Consider the following 21,810-nt stretch of genomic DNA (forward strand, 5'->3'; position numbering starts at 1 on the left):
GAAACAAGCAGTAGGCGAAAAAACTAGAGAAAACGAAAGGAGAGGGAACATGTTCGAACTCGTAGACAACATCCCCGCCAGCCCGGTCATCAAAGTGATCGGTGTCGGCGGTGGCGGCGGCAACGCTGTCAACCATATGGTCAAGAGCAACATTGAAGGCGTTGAATTCATCTGCGCCAACACTGACGCCCAGGCGCTGAAAAGCATCGGCGCGCGGACCATCCTGCAATTGGGCACAGCCGTGACCAAGGGCCTCGGCGCCGGCGCCAATCCGGAAGTCGGCCGTCAAGCCGCCCTGGAAGATCGCGAGCGTATTGCCGAAGTGCTGCAGGGCACCAACATGGTGTTCATCACCACGGGCATGGGCGGCGGTACCGGTACCGGTGCAGCGCCGATCATTGCCGAAGTGGCCAAGGAAATGGGGATTCTGACGGTTGCGGTCGTGACCCGTCCGTTCCCGTTCGAAGGCCGCAAGCGCATGCAGATCGCCGACGAAGGTATCCGTCTGCTGTCTGAAAGCGTCGACTCGTTGATCACCATTCCCAACGAGAAGCTGCTGACCATCCTGGGCAAGGACGCGAGCCTGCTGTCCGCATTCGCCAAGGCTGACGATGTACTGGCCGGTGCCGTTCGCGGTATCTCCGACATCATCAAGCGCCCGGGCATGATCAACGTCGACTTTGCCGACGTCCGTACTGTCATGAGCGAAATGGGCATGGCGATGATGGGCACTGGCTGCGCCAGCGGTCCGAACCGTGCACGCGAAGCCACCGAAGCGGCCATCCGCAACCCGTTGCTGGAAGACGTGAACCTGCAAGGCGCACGCGGCATCCTGGTGAATATCACCGCCGGTCCTGACCTGTCCCTGGGTGAGTACTCCGATGTGGGTAGCATCATCGAAGCCTTCGCTTCCGAGCACGCCATGGTCAAGGTCGGTACCGTTATCGATCCGGACATGCGCGACGAGCTGCACGTGACCGTGGTTGCCACCGGCCTGGGCGCGAAAATCGAGAAGCCTGTGAAGGTCATCGACAACACCCTGCATAACAGCCAGGCCAGCCACGCGAGCCAAGCGGCTGCCGCTCCAGCGCCTTCGCGCCAGGAACTGCCGTCGGTGAACTACCGTGACCTGGATCGTCCGACCGTGATGCGCAACCAGGCTCAGGCCGGTGCTGCGGCGTCCCGTAGCCCGAATCCGCAAGATGATCTGGACTACCTGGACATCCCGGCATTCCTGCGTCGTCAGGCCGATTAATGGAATGTATCAGGGCTATGAAGGTGATTGGTGTTCAGCAAAGGTCTGGTCTGCTATTATCGCCAGCCTTTGTTGATACCAGTTCGCAATTTGCGCTGAAGCGGTCCAAGCCATGATTAAACAACGCACCCTGAAGAATATTATTCGTGCCACAGGTGTAGGTCTGCACTCCGGGGAGAAGGTATACCTGACCCTCAAGCCTGCACCTGTCGACACCGGCATCGTGTTTGTGCGTGCCGACCTGGACCCTGTGGTGCAGATTCCTGCTCGCGCGGAAAATGTTGGCGAAACCACGATGTCGACCACGTTGGTCAACGGTGACGTCAAAGTGGACACGGTGGAGCACTTGCTCTCGGCCATGGCCGGTTTGGGCATCGATAACGCCTACGTCGAGCTCTCCGCGTCCGAAGTCCCGATCATGGATGGCAGCGCTGGACCCTTCGTATTCTTGATTCAATCTGCCGGCCTGGAAGAACAGGACGCAGCCAAGAAGTTCATACGCATTCTGCGGGAAGTGACAGTAGAAGACGGCGACAAGCGCGCCACCTTCGTCCCGTTCGAAGGCTTTAAAGTGAGCTTTGAGATCGATTTCGATCACCCGGTATTCCGTGACCGCACCCAGAGTGCAAGCGTGGATTTTTCCAGCACTTCGTTCGTAAAAGAAGTCAGCCGCGCCCGTACCTTTGGTTTCATGAGTGACATCGAGTACCTGCGCAAGCACAACCTCGCACTCGGCGGCAGCGTTGAAAACGCCATTGTGGTCGACGCGGATGGTGTACTGAACGAAGACGGCCTTCGCTATGAAGACGAATTCGTGAAGCACAAGATCCTCGATGCAATCGGTGACCTCTACCTGCTGGGCAATAGCCTGATAGGCGAGTTCAAAGGCTTCAAGTCGGGCCACGCCCTTAACAACCAGCTGCTGCGCAAGTTGATTGAGCAGACAGACGCTTGGGAAGTCGTGACCTTCGAAGATGCCAGCACCGCACCGATCTCTTACATGCGTCCCGTTGCGGCGGTGTAAGTAACAACTCTCTTTCTTTAGTTTTTAAAGGCTGCCTTCGGGTGGCCTTTTTTTATGTGCCTGTGACGCGCCTCCCTCGTTCCCATGCGCAGCGTGGTGGCGATCATCACCCCTCACTGGCATCCACAATCCGATTGCGCCCCGTGTGCTTGGCCTCATACAACGCCCGGTCCGCACTGAGCAGCAAGCCCTCCAGGGACATCCGGCTGCGCTTGTCCCGGGTGCTCATGCCGATGCTCGCCGTGATCGGCTGCTCATCCCCCGCCACCCGCGGCAAATGTTCGATGCTGCTGCGGATATGCTCGGCGATGACCCACGCGCCCTTGGCGTCCGTATTGGGCAGCACCACCGCGAACTCCTCGCCGCCGTAACGCGCTGCGAGGTCGGCAGGGCGGCGGATATTGGCGCTGATAACCTGGGCCACCGTGCGCAGTGCTGCATCGCCACCATGATGGCCGTGGCGGTCGTTGAAGGCCTTGAAGTGGTCCACGTCGATCATCAGCACAGTCAGTGGTTCGAGCGAACGTTGCGCCCGGTCCCATTCAAGGCGCAGGCGTTCGTCGAGGATGCGGCGGTTGGCCAGGCCGGTCAGGGCGTCGGTGGCTGCCAGTTCTGACAGGACGCGCTCTGCGCGATAACGGCGGCGCAGTTCCCGGCGCAGCATCCAGGTCAGCCATAACAAGCCGATACACAGGATGCCCGTGGCGCCACTGGTCAGCAGTGCGGCGCGCTTCCAGGGGGCGAATACATCTTCACTGGACAGGGCCACCACCACAATCAGCGGCAGGTCTCCGACATTGGTGAAGGTGTACAGGCGCTCCTTGCCGCTGATGGCAGAGATGGCCTGGAAGCTGCCACTGCCTTCGCGCAGCATGCGCTTGAAGTTGGGACGTTCGCTCAGGTCCTTGTCGATCATGTCGCGCTCCAGCAGCGGTTGCTGGGCGAGCAAAATGCCTCGGTTGCTCAGCAGGTTGACGCTGCTGCCGTTGCCGATGGTGAGCGTACTGAAAAGCTGATCGAAGTACGCCAGGCGCATGGTTGCGACGGCAACGCCGGCAAATTCACCATTGGGGCCTGATACGCGCCGACTGAACGCCATGCGCCAGACCTGGTCGCAATCGCAGTGGATCTTGAACGGTCGGCTGATGAACAAACCGGCCTGGGCGTCTTTGGCATGCACCTGGAAGTAATCGCGGCTGGCAAAGTTGCGCGGGGTGGGCTGCAGGGTGGAAGAGTCCGCGATCACCGCGCCGTCGGCGTCCAACAACAGCACTTCACCCTTGAAAGGTGCGGCAGTGGACAAGTCAAACTGCACCAGGTGCTGGATATTCGCCGTAACCTGGGACAGGTCTTCGCGTTGTTTGGCGGCAATCAACCCTTTGAGTGCCAGGTCGTAGAGCTCGACGTTCCGTAGCACGTCGGCGTTGATCAACTGGGCGATATTGGTGGTTGAGCGCGTAGCGGCCTGCAGGGTGCTGGCGTGTTCGCGGATCAGCAACGCGGCGACGATGACCACGATCAAGACAACAGTGATACCGCTGCCCAGAACCATTAACAGTTCTGGGCGTGCGGCCAGGGTACGGACACGGCGTTGACTCATCGGGCAGACTTCAGCGATGTGGATGCTGGCAGTTTAGTTCTACCCGATGAAAATTAAATACTCGGTTAAAAAGAAAGATCTGCGCGTTAGAACACGTTGATCGGGTAGTCGACGATCACTCGGTACTCATCCACATCCCGGTCCACCGCCGAGTAGCCATGACTGCCACGATTGGTTGCCCATTGCAGGCGCATCGCCAGATCCTTGGCCTTGCCGCCCTGCACCACATACTTCACATCGATATCCCGTTCCCAGTGTCTGGCGTCCTTGCCATCGGCGCTGTACCAGGCACTGTAGCCACGGCTTTGCGGGTCGACTTTGGTCAGGTCGGTCTTGCCGCTGATGTAGGACACCGCCGAGGTCAGGCCAGGCATGCCGAGGCCCGCGAAGTCGTAGGCGTACTTGAGCTTCCATGAGCGCTCATTGGGGCCGTTGAAGTCCGAGTATTGCTGGGAGTTGTCCAGGTACACGCTGTCGCCCTGGCTGATGTAGTCGAACGGCGTGTTGCCGTTGACCCGCTGGTAGGCGGCGGTGACGCTGTGGTGGCCCACGCCGACGGTGAAGTGCAGGCTGTAGGTGTTGTTGTCGATATCCCCGAGCAGCGACTGGCCGGTGTCCTGGGTGTGGTAGTAGTGCAGGCCCGGGTTGAGGCTGACCAGGTCGTTCAGCGCGTAGGTGTAGTCCAGGTCGTAGTAGTACTGGTGCCACACGTCCTTGAGTTCGGAAGCGTACAGGTTGCTGGTCACTCCCGGGATGCCGCTGAACGACACGCCCGCCCAATTCATGTGCTGGCTGTCAGCGTTGCTGGGCAATGCGCCATAGCTGGTGCCGATGCGTCGGTGACCACTCTGGTTGTAGAGCTTGGTGAAGCTGGCCTGGCCGCCTTCGAGCATCCAGCCGTCGAAACTGTGGTTGCTCAGGCTCACGCCACGGAAAGTCTGCGGCAGCATGCGCGTCATGCCGCCGGCGATCACCGGGTTGTTGAGGAACAGGTCACCGGCCTTCAGCTCGGTGTCGAAGGCGCGCATCTTCAAGGTGCCCCCTGCGGTGGAGAACGCACCGGGCGCTTTGCCGCTGCCGTCAGCACTGCCGTAGGGAAGGATGCTGGAACCGTCGGTGCCGCCACCGCCGTCGAGCTTGAGGCCAAGCATGGCGTGGGCGTCCAGGCCGAAGCCGACGGTGCCCTGGGTGTAGCCGGATTCGAAGGTGCCAATAAAACCTTGGCCCCATTCCTTGCTGTCATCGGTGTGGAGGTCGCGACGGTCGCGGTTCATGTAGTAGTTGCGGGTGTTGATGTCGAGGTGCGAGCCTTCGACGAATCCGTCGGCGGGGGTGGTGTCTGCCGCGTGGGCAAGGGGAACGATCGTTGCTGCAATCGCGAGGAATAACGGGGTGAACGTCAGCGAGTTCTTCACCGGTGGAGCTCCTTTGGTCAATCGAAAACGGCCAGTGTCGTGGGGGTGTGCCTGGCCTTTTTTTACCGCAAAAAAAAGCCGCTGAAGTCAGCGGCTTTAAGACAGATTCCCAGTGTAGAGCCCTGGAAATAAGTCGAGGGAAATTCGGGTAAGCGGGTCAGCTGCCTTTGCCGTCGCGCTCATCGATGCGTCAAATTAACGCAGGCGAGCGCTGCGATACAGAGTGTAACAAGATAATGACTGTTGCCAAAACAGCAACAGTGATGCTGAGGGCCATGGGGGAGATGTCTAGACCGGCAGGGTAATGCCAAAGGTATTGCCGCTGACATCGCTGCGCACGAACACATCACCGCCGTGCATCAAGGCAATCGCCTTGACGATGGCCAGCCCCAAGCCGTGATTCGCCCCGCTGTTGCTGCGCGACGCGTCCACCCGATAGAAGCGTTCGAACAGCCGGGGCAGGTGTTCGCTGGCAATCACGTCACCAGGGTTGGTCACGCCGATTGCCACCTGATGCTCCAGCACGTCGATGTTCACATCGATCACCTGCCCCGGCGCGGTGTGCTGCACCGCATTGCTCAGCAGGTTGATCAGGGCGCGGCGCAGGTGGGCTTTTTCGATCTGCACCCGGGCGTCGCCATGCACGCGTACCTGAACCTGGGCGTCTTCAAGGATGAAGTCCAGGTAGTCGAGAGTGGTCGCCACTTCATCGGCCAGGGAGCTTTCGCTCAGCTTGGTGGCCTTGCTGCCCTGGTCGGCGCTGGCGAGGAACAGCATGTCGTTGATGATCGAACGCAGGCGTTCCAATTCCTCGAGATTGGATTGCAGCACCTCGAAGTAGTGCTCGGCCGAGCGCCCGCGTGTCAGGGCAACCTGGGTCTGGCCGATCAGGTTGGTCAGCGGCGAGCGCAGTTCGTGGGCGACGTCGGCGTTGAACGACTCCAGGCGCGAGTAGGCCTGTTCCACGCGGTCCAGAGTGGCGTTGAACGAGTTGACGAACTGACTCAGCTCCGGCGGCAGCGGCGACAGTTGCAGGCGCCCGGAGAGCTTCGGTGGCGCCAGTTTCTGTGCTTCATCCGAGAGTTTGCCCAGCGGCTTGAGGCCAATGCGCGACACCCAGAACCCCAGCAGCGCGGCCAGCACCACGCCGACCAGCGCCAGGCTGACCAGCGCCACCAGCAGGTGGTGCTGGGTGGCGCGGAAGTTTTCGGTGTCGATGGCAATCATGAAGCGCAGCGGCGGGCGTTGGTCCTTGGCCGGGAACTGGCTCACCAGCACCTTGAACGGGTACTCGCGCCCCGGCAGGCGCAGATCCCGCTTGCCGGTCGGGCCCTCGGCGAAGGCGCGGATCTGCGCATCGGGGTTGCCATACTCGTAGGTCGGATCGCTGCTGACGACCCAGAAGCGGATGCGCTTGTCTTCCTCGCCGAGTAATTTGAGCTTGGCTTGAATCTTCACCCAATGGTCCGGCGTGCCGAAGCGGTTCACAGAGGATTCCAACACGCTGTAGCGCGCGTCCAGCTCCGCCCCTGGCAGCAAGCCCAGGCTGCGGTCCACCTGCTGATACAGCGCGCCGCCGATCAACAGGAATATCAGCGCCGCCACCAGGGTGAACATGCTGCTGAGGCGCAGGGCAATGGAGTTAGCCGACACTGCGATTCTCCAGCACATAACCCATGCCGCGAATGGTGTGCAGCAGCTTGTGTTCGAACGGCCCGTCAAGCTTGGCGCGCAGGCGCTTGATGGCCACCTCGACCACGTTGGCGTCGCTGTCGAAATTGATGTCCCAGACCATTTCCGCAATCGAGGTCTTGGAGAGGATTTCGCCCTGGCGCCGCGCCAATACGCTGAGCAGCGAGAACTCCTTGGCGGTCAGGTCCAGGCGCACGCCATTGCGGCTGGCCTTGCGGCTGATCAGGTCGATCCACAGGTCGGCGACCGTGACCTGCACCGGTTCATGGCCGCCGCTGCGGCGGGTCAGGGCTTGCAGGCGCGCCACCAGTTCGAGGAAGGAAAACGGTTTGCCGAGGTAATCGTCGGCGCCTTCGCGTAGGCCGCGGATACGGTCTTCCACGCGCTCGCGGGCGGTGAGCATGATCACCGGCGTCTGCTTGCGCGCGCGTAATGCACGCAGCACGCCAAAGCCATCGAGGCCGGGCAGCATCACGTCGAGCACGATCACCGCGTAATCGTTCTCCAGCGCCAGGTGCAGGCCCTCGACACCCTCGCGCGCCACATCGACGGCGTAGCCTTGCTCCGTCAGGCCGCGGTGCAGGTAATCGGCGGTTTTTTCTTCATCTTCAACAATCAGTACGCGCATGAGCCTTTTGCTCCAGGACGGTGCCTTGGCCTCAATGTGTGGTTGCCAGCTCAGCCGCTGGTTTGGGCCGGTGGAAAAATTTCTCAAGGTACAAGTATATGACCGGTGTGGTGAACAGCGTCAGCGCCTGGCTCACCAGCAAGCCGCCGACCACCGCGATGCCCAGGGGCTGGCGCATTTCCGCGCCAGGGCCGGCGCCGAGCATCAGCGGTACCGCGCCCAGCAGGGCGGCGAGGGTGGTCATGATGATCGGCCGGAACCGCGTGATGCAGGCTTCATAGATCGCCTCCTCCGGCGGTAGCCCGCGCACCCGCTGGGCGTCCAGGGCAAAGTCGATCATCAGGATGCCGTTCTTCTTCACGATGCCGATCAGCAACACCAGGCCGATCAGCGCCATGATCGAAAAGTCCTGGCCCATCAGCGACAGCATGATCAGCGCGCCCAGCCCCGCCGAGGGCAAGGTGGAGATAATCGTCAGCGGGTGCACGAAGCTCTCATACAACACACCCAGAATGATGTAGACCGCCACCAGCGCCGCGAGGATCAGCCACGGCTGGCTGGCCAGCGAACTCTGGAACGCCTGGGCCGCGCCCTGGAAGTTGCCGATGATGGTGGTCGGCATGCCGATTTCATTCTTGGCCTGGTTGAGCATGATCACCGCGTCACCCAGCGCCACACCGGGTGCCAGGTTGAACGACAGGTTGGCGGCGGGGAACATGCCGTCATGGCTGATGGACAGAGGCCCCACGGTCGGTGGGTCGACCTTGGCCACTGCCGACAACGGCACCATCTCATTGGTCAGCTTTGATCGCAGGTAGAAGTAGTTCAGGCTTTCGGCCTTGCCGCGCTGTTGGCTGTCCAGCTCCAGCACCACCTGGTACTGGTTGATCTCGGTCTGGAACTCGTTGATCTGGCGCTGGCCGAAGGCGTCGTAGAGCGCCTGGTCGACATCGGTGGCGGTCAGGCCAAAGCGCGCGGCGGCCTGGCGATCAATGCTGATATGGGTGATGCTGCCGCCCAGTTGCAGGTCGTTGGACAGGTCGCGAAACGCCGGGTTGGCGCGCAGTTTTTCGGTCAGGCGCTGGGTCCAGGTGTTGAGTGTCGGGCCGTCGTTGCTCTTGAGCACGTACTGGTACTGGGCACGGCTGGGGCCGGAGCTGAGGTTGATGTCCTGGCCCGCGCGCAGGTACAGCACGATGCCCGGCACTTTCGCGAGCTTGGGCCGGATGCGGTCGATGAACTGGCTGGCGGACACGTCGCGATCACCGCGGTCTTTCAAGGCGATCCAGAAGCGCCCGTTGGCGATGGTCTGGTTGCTGCCGGTCACCCCCACCGAATGGGAAAAAGCCTGCACCGCCGGGTCATCCTTGACGATCTCGGCCAGGGCCTTGTGCTTGGCGACCATGTCCGGGTACGACACATCCGCCGCCGCCTCACTGGTGCCGAGCACAAAACCGGTGTCCTGTACCGGAAAGAAGCCCTTGGGGATAAACACGTAGCCGGCCACGGCCAGGGCCAGGGTCACCACGAATAGCGCGGCCATGCTGCGCTGATGGGCCAGCGCGCGACGCAGGTTGCGCGCGTAGCCGGCCAGCAGGCGTTCGCTGAAGCCGGGTTTGTCATGGGCCGGATGGGTCGGGGCGCGCATGAACAGCGCGGCCAATGTCGGTGCCAGGGTCAAGGAGACCACCACCGAAATCAGGATGGTCGAAGTGGCCGTCAGCGCGAACTCCTTGAACAACCGTCCGACCACACCGCCCATGAACAGCAGCGGAATAAACGCCGCCACCAGCGAGAAGCTGATGGACACCACGGTAAAGCCAATCTCGCCGGCGCCCTTGATCGCCGCTTCGCGCTTGTCGAGCCCCGCTTCGAGGTGGCGGTGAATGTTCTCCACTACCACGATGGCATCGTCGACCACAAAGCCCACGGCGATCACGATCGCCACCAGTGTGAGGTTGTTCAGGCTGAAGCCCATCAGGTACATCAACGCAAAACTGGCGACCAGCGACACGCCGAGCACGCTGGACACAATCAGCGTCGCCGACAACTGGCGCAGGAACAGCGCCATCACCGCCACCACCAGCAGGATGGCGATCAGCAGGGTGACTTCCACTTCATGCAGGGACGCGCGGATGGTCTTGGTGCGGTCGGTCAATACGCTGACCTGCACCGAAGCCGGCAGCATGCCTTGCAGGCGCGGCAGTTCGGCCTGGATGCGGTCCACCGTCTCGACAATGTTGGCGCCGGGCTGGCGCGAGATCACCAGGTTGACCCCCGGAGTGTCGCCGGACCAGGCCTGCACGTAGGCGTTTTCCGAACCGTTGATGACTTTGGCGATATCGCGCAGTTGAACGGGGGCGCCATCCTTGTAGGACACGATCAGTCGGGCGTAGTCCTCCGGGTGAAACAGCTGGTCGTTGGTCGACAGGGTCGACACGCTGTTCTCGCCGTAGATCGCACCCTTGGCCAGGTTGAGGCTCGATTGCTGGATGGCCAGGCGGATATCGGCCAGGGTCAGGCCGATGGCCGCGAGTTTGTCGGGGGACGCCTGCACGCGGATCGCCGGGCGCTGCTGGCCGGTAATGTTGATCTGGCCGACGCCGTCGATCTGGCTGATCTGCCGCGCCAGCAGGGTTTCCACATAGTCGCTCAACTCGGTGCTGGGCATGCTGTCGGAGCTGACACTGAGGATCAGTACCGGGCTGTCCGCCGGGTTGACCTTCTTCCAGGTGGGCAGGCTCGGCATGTCGCTGGGCAGCTTGCCGGATGCGGTGTTGATCGCTGCCTGCACTTCCTGCGCGGCGGTGTCGATGCTCTTGTCGAGGGTGAATTGCAGGGTCAACAGGCTTGAGCCCAAGGCACTGCTGGAGGTCATCTGGGTCATGCCGGGGATGGCGCTGAACTGCACTTCCAGCGGCGTCGCCACCGAGGAGGCCATGGTGTCCGGGCTGGCGCCAGGCAATTGTGCGGTGACCTGGATCGTCGGAAATTCCGCCTCCGGCAGTGGCGCGATGGCCAGGCGCGGAAAGGCAATGATCCCGAGCAGCACCAGGGCGAAGGTCAACAACAGGGTGGCGACCGGGTGGTCGACGCACCAGGCCGAGGGCGAACGGCTGCCGTTCATGGCTGCACCTTGGCATCGACGGTCTGGATCACCTGCGGGGGTTCCTTGAGCACCTCCACCTGGGCACCGGCCTTGAGCCGCGACTGGCCATCACTGACCAATAGATCACCGGCCTGCACGCCCTTGATGATGTTGATATCGCTGTTTTGATAGGTGACTTGCACCGGCACCACGTCGACCTTGTCACCGTTGACCCGGTACACGAAGTGCGAATCCAGGCCGCGTTGCACCACGGTCGGCGGCACCACCAAGGCATTTTTGTCGAGGGCGGTCTGGATCTTGATGGTCACCAGTTGCCCCGGCCACAGGCGTTGCGAGGCGTTGTTGAACTCGGCCTTGGCGCGCAGGGTGCCGGTGGTGGAGCTGATCTGGTTGTCGATCAGGCTCAAGTGGCCTTCGCCGAGCAGGTCACCGGTCTGGCCGTCGGTGTCGGCACCCAGGTAGGCGTCGACGCTGGCCTTGGCAGGCGCGGCGATCAGGCCTTGCAGGGTCGGCAGCATCTGTTGCGGCAAAGAGAACTCAACGGCAATCGGGTCGATCTGGGTCACGGAGAACAGGCCCTGGGTATCGCTGGTGCGCAGGAAGTTGCCTTCATCCACATTGCGAATACCGACGCGGCCACTGACCGGTGAGCGAATCTGGGTGTAGGACAGCTGGACCTGGGCTGCATCGATGGCGGCCTGGTTACCTTGGACGGTGGCCTTGAGCTGGTTGACCAGGGCTTGTTGCTGGTCGTAGGTCTGCTTGGATACGCCGTCGTCGACGCTCAATTCCTTGTAGCGCTTGAGGTTGACCAGCGCCACCTGCAACTGCGCCTGGCTTTCGCCCAGTTGCGCCCTGGCCTGGTCGAGACTGGCGCGGATCGAGCGATCATCGATTCTGGCCAGTAGGTCACCGGCCTTGACCCACTGGCCTTCCTTGACCGGCAATTGGGTGAGAATGCCGTCGACCTGCGGGCGAATGACCACACTGTGCAGGGACAACACCGTACCGATGCCGCTGACAAAGCGTGGAATGTCCTGCTGCGCTACGCTCACCACCCGCACCGGGATCGCGGTGGGTGCTGCCAGTCTGGCCTTGGCTGGGCGGGTCAGCGCCCAGGCTGCAACCGCCACGACCACGAGGACACCCACGATCAGGGCAGTTTTTCGTTGAATGTGCATGGGTGAGGCGCCGGGGCAAAGGATGGGGAGAGTGAGCGGTCTTTATAGCCCTTCAACCCGGTCAGCACGGTGACGGCTAACTGACAGCGCTGTCAGCAAACTCCGACCATTCGTACCGGTGGTGGTTAAAGATCTGAAGCTCGCAGGTATACTGCGCGCCAGTGTGGCCCGCAAGCCGGCCCCGCATCATTTTTTGCACGCCCCGGAGCTTTCATGACTTCCCCGACACAACCCCCTGTTGAAGCGACCGACATCGTCGATCCGGCCAGCGCCGAAGGCGTTGAAAAAGCCGAGATCCCGGCGTTCAAGTTTCCGTTCAAGCCGGGTGAGTTGGCTGGGGCCAGGAATGCGGCCCAACCGTGGTACAAAAACGGCGCCAAGAACGGCCATACCAAGTCGCCAGGCATGGCACCGCCGGGTACTCGTCGTTCGATGGGTAAACGCTGAGATTAACAAGTCGCACATCGTGTCGATTATTGCCTACAGCCTCTGCTGAAATTTCTGATTGTAGGCCTACGACCGTTTCTTGAAAGCTTGCACAGCCTTTGCTCTGCCCCTGTGATTTCAGGGGGAAGCAGGGCGATGCTGGTCTTTCCGGAAAAGGACGTCTCCCTTGGCTCTGATACACATCTGTGTAGTGTTTGCCCTGTTGCTTGCGGCGGATGCCTCTGCGGCCGATGATCCACCGCTGCGTGAAATCCGTTTCGCCGTTGCTGCACAGTTCCCCCCGTTCCAGAGCCGCGACCCGCAAGGGCAGTTGGTCGGCTTGAATATCGAGTTGGGCAACGCCCTGTGCGTGCAGTTGAATGCACGCTGCATCTGGGTCGACCAGGTGCTTGCCGAAGATTTCATCTCCCTTGAAGCCAGGAAATTCGACGCGATCATGGGGATGGCGCCGACGTCGCAACGACAACGCTGGGTGGGCTTCACCGATAACCTCTACCCCTTCACCACGCGCCTGGTGGCGCGCCGCATGTCCAACTTGCAGCCGCGGGTAAAGTCGCTCAAGGGCAAGCGTATCGGCGTGTTGCTGGGAAGTAGCCGTGAGGCGTTTGCCCGCTCGATGTGGGCGCCGAATGGCGTCATCGTCAAGAGTTTCTGGCTCAACAATGAATTGGTCAGCAGCCTTAAAACCGGCGAGATTGATGCGACCCTGCAAGGCACGGTAGAAATTCGTGAAGCCTTGCTCGACACCGAAGACGGCCACGATTTCGACTTCGTCGGCCCTGCCATTTCGTCCGAGCTTTTGGGCGATGGTGTGGCCATCGCGGTGCGCAAACCTGACACCGCATTGCGCAACGAACTCAACTGCGCCCTTGAACAACTGAAGCAGAGCGGCGAGTACCAGCGGATCATCCAGCCCTACCGCCTTGACGCCGTTCCTGCAGAGCACTGATCGGCGGCCTTCAAGGTCTACGCCGCCCGCAGCGAGATAAACGCATAGTTGGCCGGCACCTCGGTGGCAATCTGCGCGCCGGCATCCAGCAACTGTTCGGCGATATCCATCCCCGATACATGAAACACCCACTCATTGGCCACGGCCGGCCGGTCCACCGCCAGCTCAATCGCCTGGGCAAACGCGCCCATGTCCGGCAGGTACGCGGTAAACCCATCACCCTTGAGGGCCGTGGTGCGGATGCCCAGCAAGGCGCACACCGCCTCCTTGGTCTGCACATCGTCTCGGTCGGCCTGGCGCGAGCGTTGGATCAGTTCCACCAGCTCCGGGTCCATCAATTCACCCCCGACGATCAACGCCGGGCCCTGTTCCCAGGATTCCGGCGGGCAATCCTTGGCGGCGGGGTTGAGCGGGATATGGGGGTTGATCTCCATCGGGTAGATGCGGCACACCAACGGGCGGCGCTCGTAGATGCGGCATCGGTTGTCTGCGTCAAGATTCCGGCAGCGCCCGGCGTTGTAGGCGGCAAAGGTGATTGCCACAAACGCCTCGGTGTTGCCGCTGGGCACCACCACCGAACGGCGCTCGGCATGTTCGCGCTGCAGTTGAGGCAGGCCCAGGCCATTGCTCAGGAAACCCTCCACCAGAACGATGACGTTACCGCCGTCAGCCGCCCATTGGCGGGCTTCCTGCAGGGTCAGGGGGACGTGATGATCGCTGCAGCATTTGCCGCAACCGACGCAGGAAAAATGGGTGTTCATGGCGGATCTGTCACCAGGCTAGGTCAGAGGGCACGCAGGAACAGTGACGGGTTTTTACCTCTATCCACCGTTGTGCTGCTCTGGAAGCAAGTTATGCGCCAGGGCCTGTCAGTCGTCGGCGACCACATCCCGCAACACAAAGACCATGCCCGCGCTTTCGTACAGTTGTCGGGCGCGCCGGTTGCTCTCCAGCACCTTGAGGTCGACATAGGGTTCGCCGCGCTGCTTGAACACCTGGAAGCAGTGCAGCAGCAACGCGCGACCCAGGCCTTGGCCTTGAGCGCAAGGATGCACGGACAGGTTCTTGATAAACGCGCTGGTCCAGCACTGCGCCACGCCGAGAATGCCATCGCCATTGCTGGCCACCAGGCACAGCGTGGGGTCGAATTCGGCGTCGCTGACGAACAGATGCTGCCAGGCGTGCAGATGGGGAACGCGGCCACCCCCTTGCTCCTGGGTCATGCGCAGCACCGCATGGATCGCCGGGGCCAGCTCGTCGCGGTAATGATCCAACTGCGTATGGGCCGGCCATTGCGGTGCAGGCAGGCTGCCGGTGAGGTCGCGGCGCAGCAGTTGGAAATGCTCCGCCACCGGTTACAGCCCCTGTTGCGCCACGGTCTGGGCGGCGACCACCAGGCACTTGGTCAGTTCGGGCGAGGAGAACTTGGTCAGCACCGCGTTGGCACCGGCCAGGCGCGCCTTTTCGCTGTTCATCGCGCTGTCCAGGGAGGTATGCAGCAGTACGTAGAGATCCTGGAAGTCCGGGGTTTCACGCAGGGTGCGGGTCAGGGCATAACCGTCCATTTCGGACATCTCGATGTCCGACACCACCACATTGATCTGCGCGGCGGTGCCTTGCAGTTCCAGCAGCACATCGATGGCCTCCTTGGCGCTGCGCGCGGTGTGGCAGGTCAGGCCGAGGTTGCGCAGGGTGTGCACCGACTGTTGCAAGGCGACCTGGCTGTCATCCACCACCAGGATCCGCGCATTGCCGAGCACTTCCGCCTCTTCCATGGTCAGGTCGGTAGGCGCCGCTTCAATCGGCGCCGGGGCGATGCCGTGGATGACTTTTTCGATGTCCAGCACCTGCACCAGGCCGCCTTCCACCTGGGTCACCCCGGTGATGAACGCACGGTTGCCGCCGGAGCCGTAGGGCGGTGGACGAATATCGGTGGTCAGGCAGTGCACGATCTTGCTCACGGCCTGCACATGCAGACCCTGCTTGGAACGGCTCACGTCGGTGACGATCAGGCAGCCGCCGTTCGGGTCTTCCAGGGGCATTTCCCCCAGGGCGCGACTCAGGTCGATCACCGCCAACGAATTGCCACGCAGGGTGGCGATGCCTTTGACGTGGGGATGGGACTCCGGCAGCTTGGTCAGCGGCGGGCAAGGGATGATCTCGCTGACTTTCAGCAGGTTGATGGCCATCAGCTTGCCGCTGCGCAAGGTAAAGAGCAGAAGCGAGAGTGAGTCTGCGCGGGCTTTGGTGGTGGACATAAAAACCTTCTGTGGATCAGGGATGACGAACTTCTATTGAAGGTTATCGACTCGGGAGAGCCAGGCTTTAACCCGATTTTGTGTCGGGCTGGGCCCGTGTCAGCCCTTCCACACCTGCGGGTTCACCAGGTCCTGCGGGCGCTGGCCGAGCAGGGCGCTGCGCAGGTTGTCCAACGCGCGGTTGGCCATGGCTTCGCGGGTTTCATGGGTCGCCGAGCCGATGTGCGGCAGGGTCACCGCGTTGCTCAACTGGAACAGCGGCGACTCGGCCAACGGCTCCTGCTCATACACATCCAGCCCTGCACCGCGAATGGTGTGGTTTTGCAGGGCCTGGATCAACGCCGGTTCGTCCACCACCGGGCCACGGGAGATATTGATCAGGATCGCGCTGGACTTCATCAGCCCCAACTCGCGAGCGCTGATCAGGTGACGGGTCTTGTCGCTCAACGGCACCACCAGGCAGACGAAATCCGCCTCGGCCAGCAGTTGGTCCAGGCTGCGGAACTGCGCGCCCAGTTCCTGTTCCAGCGCGGCCTTGCGGCTGTTGCCGCTGTACAGGATCGGCATATTGAAGCCCAGGCGCCCACGCCGGGCCACGGCCGAGCCGATATTGCCCATGCCAACGATACCGAGGGTCTTGCCATGCACGTCACAGCCAAACAGCGGCGCGCCGACGCTGGCTTTCCACTGGCCGGCCTTGGTCCAGGCGTCCAGCTCGGCCACTCGGCGCGCGCTGCTCATCAGCAGGGCGAAGGCCAGGTCGGCGGTGCTTTCGGTCAGTACGTCCGGGGTGTTGGTGAGCATGATCCCGCGCTCGTTGAAGTACGGCACATCGTAGTTGTCGTAGCCCACCGACACGCTGGACACCACCTCCAGCTTGCTCGCGCCTTCGAGCTGCGCGCGGCCCAGCTTGCGACCCACGCCGATCAAACCGTGGGCGTGGGGCAGGGCTTCATTGAATTGAGCGTTGATATCGCCCAGCTTGGGGTTGGGCGCAATCACGTCGAAATCCTGTTGCAGGCGTTCGATCATTTGCGGGGTGACACGGCTGAAGGCGAGGACGGTCTTTTTCATTGCAGGCGGGCTCATCGACTACGGAAGAATGCCAAGCACGCTAACATTCCTGCCGGCAATTGTCAGGACACCGCCCCTCCCACATTTAAAGACTTGTATCGCCTGGTAGAAATCAGTTCGCCAGCCGTGCACCGCTGAGGCTGCCGCTCAACTCATACGCCACCAGCTCCGCCTGGTGCGCCGCCAGGATCTCCGGCAACGAGCCGCGCAGGTATTCCACCCAGGTCTTGATCTTCGCATCCAGGTACTGGCGCGACGGGTAGATGGCGTACAGGTTCAACTCCTGGGAACGATAGGTGGGCATGACCCGCACCAATGTGCCGTTGCGCAGGCCTTCGATGGCCGCATACACCGGCAACAGGCCGACGCCCATGCCGCTGGTGATCGCGGTTTTCATCGCGTCGGCGGAGTTGACCAGGAACGGCGACGTATTGATCGCCACGCTTTCCTGGCCTTCGGGGCCGTTGAAGGTCCACTTGTCCAACTGGATCACCGGGCTGACCAGGCGCAGGCAGGCGTGGTTGAGCAAATCCTGGGGCCGTTGCGCGCAGCCCTTGGCCTTGACGTAGTCCGGCGAGGCGCAGGCGATGCTGTAGGTGATGCCCAGGCGCTGGGAGACGAAGCCCGAGTCCGGCAGCTCGCTGGCCAGCACGATGGATACGTCGTAGCCCTCGTCCAACAGGTCCGGCACGCGGTTGGCCAGGGTCAGGTCGAAGGTCACGTCCGGGTGGGTGCGGCGGTAGCGGGCTATCGCGTCGATGACGAAGTGCTGGCCGATGCCGGTCATGGTGTGCACTTTCAGCTGTCCGGCGGGGCGGGCGTGGGCGTCGCTGGCTTCGGCCTCGGCTTCTTCTACGTAGGCCAGGATCTGCTCGCAACGCAGCAGGTAGCGTTTACCAGCCTCGGTGAGGGCAATGCGGCGGGTGGTGCGGTTGAGCAAGCGGGTTTGCAGGTGGGCCTCAAGATTGGAGACCGCGCGCGAGACGTTGGCGGTGGTTGTATCCAGTTGCGCGGCGGCGGCGGTGAAGCTGCCGGCTTCGGCCACGCAACTGAAGGCGCGCATGTTTTGCAAAGTGTCCATGGAGAGTTCTCAGGGGAGATGCCAAATTGTGACAGAAAGTTACGCCGTCCAGTGATCCCTACCAACGGATTATCGCTTGAACGGTAACAAAGATTCACAGGAATGCCAGCTTATCGTCCTCCATGGCGCCGCCTAGAATTGCGCCACCTCCCCCCGCAACACCACCTCAGGAATTCGTTCGCCGTGCCGCGTCGCATCAGCAGAGAGCTGAAGACTCTCATTAACCGAGCGCTGAAGGCTCTCAGTGTTTGCGCTTTATCGTTAGCAATCAGCGGCTGCATCGGAACCGGAGGAATCGCCCCCCAAGGCCAGGCCCTCAAGGCCACTACCCTGGCCACCGACGAAGCGATCCGCAGCGCCGCCCAGGACGCCCATTGGCCCACCGCACAATGGTGGCAGGCCTACGGCGACCCCCAGCTCAACCGCTGGGTCGAACTCGCCACCCAAAACAGCCCGAGCATGGCCATGGCGGCCGCGCGGGTGCGGGAAGCGCGGGCCATGGCCGGGGTTGCCGAGTCGGCCGAGTCACTGCAGATCAACGCTGATACCACCCTCAAACGCCACAATTGGCCCAAGGATCAGTTCTACGGCCCGGGGGAATTGAGCGGTGCCAACACCTGGGACAACAATGCGTCCCTGGGTTTGAGCTACGCCCTCGACCTGTGGGGCCGCGAAAGCAACGCCACCGAGCGTGCCGTCGACCTGGCCCACATGAGCGCCGCCGAAGCTCGCCAGGCCCAGCTTGAACTGCAGAACAACGTGGTGCGCGCCTATATCCAGCTGTCGTTGCATTACGCCAACCGCGATATCGTCGTGGCGACCCTGGCCCAGCAACAGCAGATCCTCGACTTGGCCAACAAACGCCTGGACGCCGGGATCGGCACCCATTTCGACGTGAGCCAGGCCGAAACGCCGCTGCCGGAAACCCATCGCCAGTTGGATGCCCTGGACGAGGAAATCGCCCTGAGTCGCAACCAGTTGGCGGCGCTCGCCGGTAAAGGCCCGGGGGAGGGGGCCACGTTGCAGCGTCCGACGCTGTCCCTTGCCGCACCACTGAAACTGCCCTCGAGCCTGCCCGCGCAATTGCTCGGCCAGCGCCCGGATGTGGTTGCCAGCCGTTGGCAGGTCGCGGCGCAAGCCCGTGGCATCGATGTTGCCCACGCCGGTTTCTACCCCAACGTCGACCTGGTCGGCAGCCTCGGCTACATGGCCACCGGCGGCGGCATGCTGGCGTTTCTCGCCGGCAAGAAATTCAACTACAACGTCGGCCCGGCCATCACCTTGCCGATCTTCGACGGCGGCCGCCTGCGTGCCGAGCTGGGGGAAGCCAGCGCCGGCTATGACATCGCCGTGGCGCGCTACAACCAGACCCTGGTCAATGCGCTCAAGGGCATCAGCGACCAGTTGATCCGCCGCGAGTCCATGGACAAGCAAGCCTCATTTGCGGCGCAGTCGGTGGCCTCGGCGCAGAAGACCTACGATATCGCGATGATCGCCTACCAGCGCGGCCTCACCGATTACCTCAATGTGCTCAACGCCCAGACCCTGCTGTTTCGCCAGCAACAGGTCGAGCAGCAGGTCCAGGCCGCGCGGCTTGGCGCCCATGCCGAACTGGTGACCGCACTGGGTGGCGGCCTCGACGCCGGCAAAGACGTACCGCAGGACGCCAAGACCCTCCCGAGCAAGACCCCGGCGGCGCTTGCCGTGTTTGATCACTGAGTAGGATTTGATGACTCCCTTGCCTGCACCGCTGCGCTGGCTGCATTCCCTTGAGTGGCGCCGTGGTTTTTTCGACTGGGCACGCAGCGACGGCGTGACCTGGGTGTACATCTTCAAGGTGCTGATCGCCGCGTTCCTCACGCTGTGGCTGGCCATGCGCCTGGAACTGCCGCAACCACGTACCGCGATGATCACCGTATTTATCGTGATGCAACCCCAGAGCGGCCAGGTGTTCGCCAAGAGCTTCTATCGCTTCCTCGGCACCCTGGCGGGGTCGGCGGTGATGGTGGTGTTGATCGCGTTATTTGCGCAGAACACCGAGTTGTTCCTCGGGGCGCTGGCGATCTGGGTCGGCATTTGCACCGCTGGCGCGACACGCAACCGTAACTTTCGCGCCTACGGGTTTGTACTCGCGGGTTATACGGCGGCGATGGTCGGCCTGCCGGCCCTGGCCCATCCGGACGGCGCCTTTATGGCGGCGGTGTGGCGGGTGCTGGAAATCTCCCTGGGGATCCTGTGTTCCACCCTGGTCAGCGCGGCGATCCTGCCGCAGACCTCCAGCGCCGCGATGCGCAACGCGCTCTATCAGCGCTTTGGCGTGTTCGCGCTGTTCGTCACCGACGGCCTGCGCGGGCGTAGCCAGCGCGAAGGGTTCGAGGCCAGCAATGTGCGCTTTATCGCCGAGGCCGTGGGCCTGGAAGGTCTGCGCAGCCTCACGGTGTTCGAAGACCCGCATATGCGCCGGCGCAACGGTCGGCTCAGCCGCCTCAACAGCGAGTTCATGAGCATCACCACCCGCTTCAATGCCTTGCACCAGTTGCTCGAACGCCTGCGCACGGACGCCGCGGATCACGTGGTGGCGGCGATCAAGCCGGGCCTGCAGGACCTCGCCGAAGTCCTCGACGGCTTCTCCGGCCGCGCCCTCACCAGCCCCGACGCCGCGCGCCTGGTCAACCAGCTCAGCGCCTACAAGGACAGCCTGCCCGCCAAAGTCCGCAGCCTGCGTGCGACCTTCCAGGAGGGCAACCCGAGTGAGGCCGAACAGCTGGATTTTCACACCGCTTATGAACTGCTCTACCGCTTCGTCGATGACCTGCACAACTACGCGCAAACCCATGCGTCCCTGGCCGATCACAGCCATGCACGGGAGCAATGGGACGAAGCCTTCAGCCCCAAGACCAACTGGCTGGCCTGTGCCGCCTCGGGGATTCGCGCGTCGTTCATCCTGATTGTGCTGGGCAGTTACTGGGTGGCCACGGCCTGGCCCAGCGGCGCCACCATGACCCTGATCGCCGCTGCCACCGTCGGCCTGTCCGCCGCCACGCCCAATCCCAAGCGCATGGCGTTCCAGATGGCCTGCGGCACCTTGATCGGCGCGTTGGTGGGCTTTGTGGAAATGTTCTTCGTGTTCCCGTGGATCGACGGCTTCCCGCTGCTATGCGTGATGCTCGCCCCGGTGATCATCCTCGGCGCGTTCCTCGCCTCACGCCCGCAATACGCCGGTGTGGGCGTGGGCCTGCTGATTTTCTTCAGCACCGGTTCGGTGCCGGACAACCTCACGGTCTACAACCCCTACACCTTTATCAACGACTACATCGCCATGATCATTGGCATGCTGGTGTGCGCGGCGGCAGGGGCGATCATCCTGCCGCCCAACAGCCGCTGGCTGTGGCGCCGCCTGGAGCAGGACCTGCGCGAGCAGGTGGTGTATGCCATCAGCGGCAAGCTCAAGGGGCTGGCATCGAGTTTCGAAAGTCGCACCCGAGACCTGCTGCACCAGGCCTATGGCCTCGCTGTCGGCCAGCCGCAAGTGCAACGCGACCTGCTGCGCTGGATGTTCGTGGTGCTGGAAGTCGGCCACGCGATCATCGAGTTGCGCAAGGAACAGGCGATCCTGCCGGTACACCCGGCCTATGCCGAGTCCCAACCGTGGCGCCAGGCGATCCGGGTCATGGGCCGCTCGTTGGTGCGCCTGTTCCTGCAACCCAGCGCCAGCAACCTGGAGCGTGGCCTGATCGCCGTCGACCACGCGATCAGCCGCGTGCAGGCCACCGACGAACCCTTCGCCCCGCACTTCGATACCTCGGCCCTGCGCCGGGTGAAAAGCTACCTGCACTTTATCCGCACCTCGTTGCTGGACCCGCAATCACCGCTGGCGGCCCTCAAAGGAACCCCGAATGCCTCGTGAAATCGCATTCCACGGCATCTATATGCCGACCATGACCCTGATGTTCCTGATCGCGGCCGCGTTGGCCTGGGCCCTGGACCGCTTCCTGGCCGGCTTCGACCTGTACCGGTTTTTCTGGCACCCGGCGCTGCTGCGCCTGAGCCTGTTCGTTTGCCTGTTCGGCGCCCTGGCGCTGACCGTCTACCGTTGA

At 62.5% G+C, this 21,810-nt stretch carries 18 protein-coding genes; 7 read left to right on the forward strand and 11 right to left on the reverse strand.

All coding sequences use genetic code 11. From position 1 onward, the window contains the following. Positions 1–49 precede the first annotated feature (49 nt). Together ftsZ and lpxC are read left to right on the forward strand one after the other, a co-directional pair. A complete protein-coding gene (ftsZ, locus tag B9N88_RS11415; protein ID WP_017526184.1) occupies positions 50–1,255 on the forward strand; it encodes a cell division protein FtsZ in 1,206 nt (401 codons plus the stop codon). A 112-nt stretch (positions 1,256–1,367) separates the two neighbouring features. After that, the gene (gene lpxC / locus B9N88_RS11420) at positions 1,368–2,279 is read left to right on the forward strand and encodes a UDP-3-O-acyl-N-acetylglucosamine deacetylase (protein WP_003171886.1); all 912 of its coding nucleotides are present in this window, start codon (positions 1,368–1,370) and stop codon (positions 2,277–2,279) included. Between the two features lie 106 nt (positions 2,280–2,385). Here lpxC and B9N88_RS11425 read toward each other — a convergent pair whose 3' ends face one another. The 6 genes from B9N88_RS11425 to B9N88_RS11450 all read right to left on the reverse strand — a co-directional run bounded on the left by B9N88_RS11425 (position 2,386) and on the right by B9N88_RS11450 (position 11,904). Next, positions 2,386–3,879 (reverse strand): sensor domain-containing diguanylate cyclase, encoded by a 1,494-nt coding sequence (locus B9N88_RS11425; RefSeq protein ID WP_027604756.1) that lies wholly within the window; start codon positions 3,877–3,879, stop codon positions 2,386–2,388. An 86-nt stretch (positions 3,880–3,965) separates the two neighbouring features. After that, entirely contained in the window at positions 3,966–5,294 is a 1,329-nt protein-coding gene (locus B9N88_RS11430; RefSeq protein WP_027604755.1) for an OprD family porin, read from the reverse strand. A 288-nt stretch (positions 5,295–5,582) separates the two neighbouring features. Further along, positions 5,583–6,947, reverse strand: a complete 1,365-nt coding sequence (locus B9N88_RS11435; RefSeq protein ID WP_027604754.1) for a heavy metal sensor histidine kinase — start codon at positions 6,945–6,947, stop codon at positions 5,583–5,585. Next, positions 6,937–7,614 (reverse strand): heavy metal response regulator transcription factor, encoded by a 678-nt coding sequence (locus tag B9N88_RS11440; RefSeq protein ID WP_027604753.1) that lies wholly within the window; start codon positions 7,612–7,614, stop codon positions 6,937–6,939. The genes B9N88_RS11435 and B9N88_RS11440 overlap by 11 nt, the downstream gene beginning before the upstream one ends. A gap of 31 nt (positions 7,615–7,645) precedes the next feature. Then, positions 7,646–10,741, reverse strand: a complete 3,096-nt coding sequence (locus tag B9N88_RS11445; protein ID WP_027604752.1) for a multidrug efflux RND transporter permease subunit — start codon at positions 10,739–10,741, stop codon at positions 7,646–7,648. Then, a complete protein-coding gene (locus B9N88_RS11450; protein WP_027604751.1) occupies positions 10,738–11,904 on the reverse strand; it encodes an efflux RND transporter periplasmic adaptor subunit in 1,167 nt (388 codons plus the stop codon). Before B9N88_RS11450 ends, B9N88_RS11445 begins: the two co-directional genes overlap by 4 nt. Before the next feature lie 213 nt (positions 11,905–12,117). Here B9N88_RS11450 and B9N88_RS11455 point away from each other — a divergent pair, with 213 nt between their 5' ends. Together B9N88_RS11455 and B9N88_RS11460 are read left to right on the forward strand one after the other, a co-directional pair. After that, entirely contained in the window at positions 12,118–12,351 is a 234-nt protein-coding gene (locus tag B9N88_RS11455) for a hypothetical protein (protein ID WP_027604750.1), read from the forward strand. 166 nt (positions 12,352–12,517) lie between these two features. Next, positions 12,518–13,300, forward strand: coding sequence for a transporter substrate-binding domain-containing protein (locus B9N88_RS11460; protein WP_027604749.1), 783 nt, complete (start codon positions 12,518–12,520; stop codon positions 13,298–13,300). A gap of 17 nt (positions 13,301–13,317) precedes the next feature. Here the strand turns inward: B9N88_RS11460 and B9N88_RS11465 are convergent, their stop codons facing one another. The 5 genes from B9N88_RS11465 to B9N88_RS11485 form a co-directional block, all read right to left on the reverse strand. After that, positions 13,318–14,061, reverse strand: a complete 744-nt coding sequence (locus tag B9N88_RS11465) for a YkgJ family cysteine cluster protein (RefSeq protein WP_027604748.1) — start codon at positions 14,059–14,061, stop codon at positions 13,318–13,320. Positions 14,062–14,169: 108 nt separating this feature from the next. Beyond that, a complete protein-coding gene (locus tag B9N88_RS11470) occupies positions 14,170–14,652 on the reverse strand; it encodes a GNAT family N-acetyltransferase (RefSeq protein ID WP_027604747.1) in 483 nt (160 codons plus the stop codon). 3 nt (positions 14,653–14,655) lie between these two features. Continuing rightward, positions 14,656–15,558, reverse strand: a complete 903-nt coding sequence (locus B9N88_RS11475) for a chemotaxis protein CheV (protein WP_027604746.1) — start codon at positions 15,556–15,558, stop codon at positions 14,656–14,658. A gap of 99 nt (positions 15,559–15,657) precedes the next feature. After that, positions 15,658–16,632, reverse strand: coding sequence for a 2-hydroxyacid dehydrogenase (locus B9N88_RS11480; protein WP_027604745.1), 975 nt, complete (start codon positions 16,630–16,632; stop codon positions 15,658–15,660). 112 nt (positions 16,633–16,744) lie between these two features. Continuing rightward, positions 16,745–17,713 (reverse strand): LysR family transcriptional regulator, encoded by a 969-nt coding sequence (locus B9N88_RS11485; protein ID WP_027604744.1) that lies wholly within the window; start codon positions 17,711–17,713, stop codon positions 16,745–16,747. A gap of 183 nt (positions 17,714–17,896) precedes the next feature. On the opposite strand from B9N88_RS11485, the gene B9N88_RS11490 reads away from it, so the two are divergent. From B9N88_RS11490 to B9N88_RS11500, 3 genes are read left to right on the forward strand one after another with little or no spacing between them, the layout of a single operon-like run. Further along, positions 17,897–19,432 carry an efflux transporter outer membrane subunit gene (locus B9N88_RS11490; RefSeq protein ID WP_027604743.1) on the forward strand — a complete coding sequence of 512 codons (1,536 nt, stop codon included), beginning with the start codon at positions 17,897–17,899 and terminating at the stop codon, positions 19,430–19,432. 10 nt (positions 19,433–19,442) lie between these two features. After that, entirely contained in the window at positions 19,443–21,620 is a 2,178-nt protein-coding gene (locus B9N88_RS11495; RefSeq protein WP_027604742.1) for an FUSC family protein, read from the forward strand. Next, positions 21,610–21,810 (forward strand): DUF1656 domain-containing protein, encoded by a 201-nt coding sequence (locus tag B9N88_RS11500; protein WP_027604741.1) that lies wholly within the window; start codon positions 21,610–21,612, stop codon positions 21,808–21,810. Before B9N88_RS11495 ends, B9N88_RS11500 begins: the two co-directional genes overlap by 11 nt.

Source organism: Pseudomonas sp. LAMO17WK12:I1 (assembly GCF_900177315.1).
GTDB lineage: Bacteria > Pseudomonadota > Gammaproteobacteria > Pseudomonadales > Pseudomonadaceae > Aquipseudomonas > Aquipseudomonas marginalis.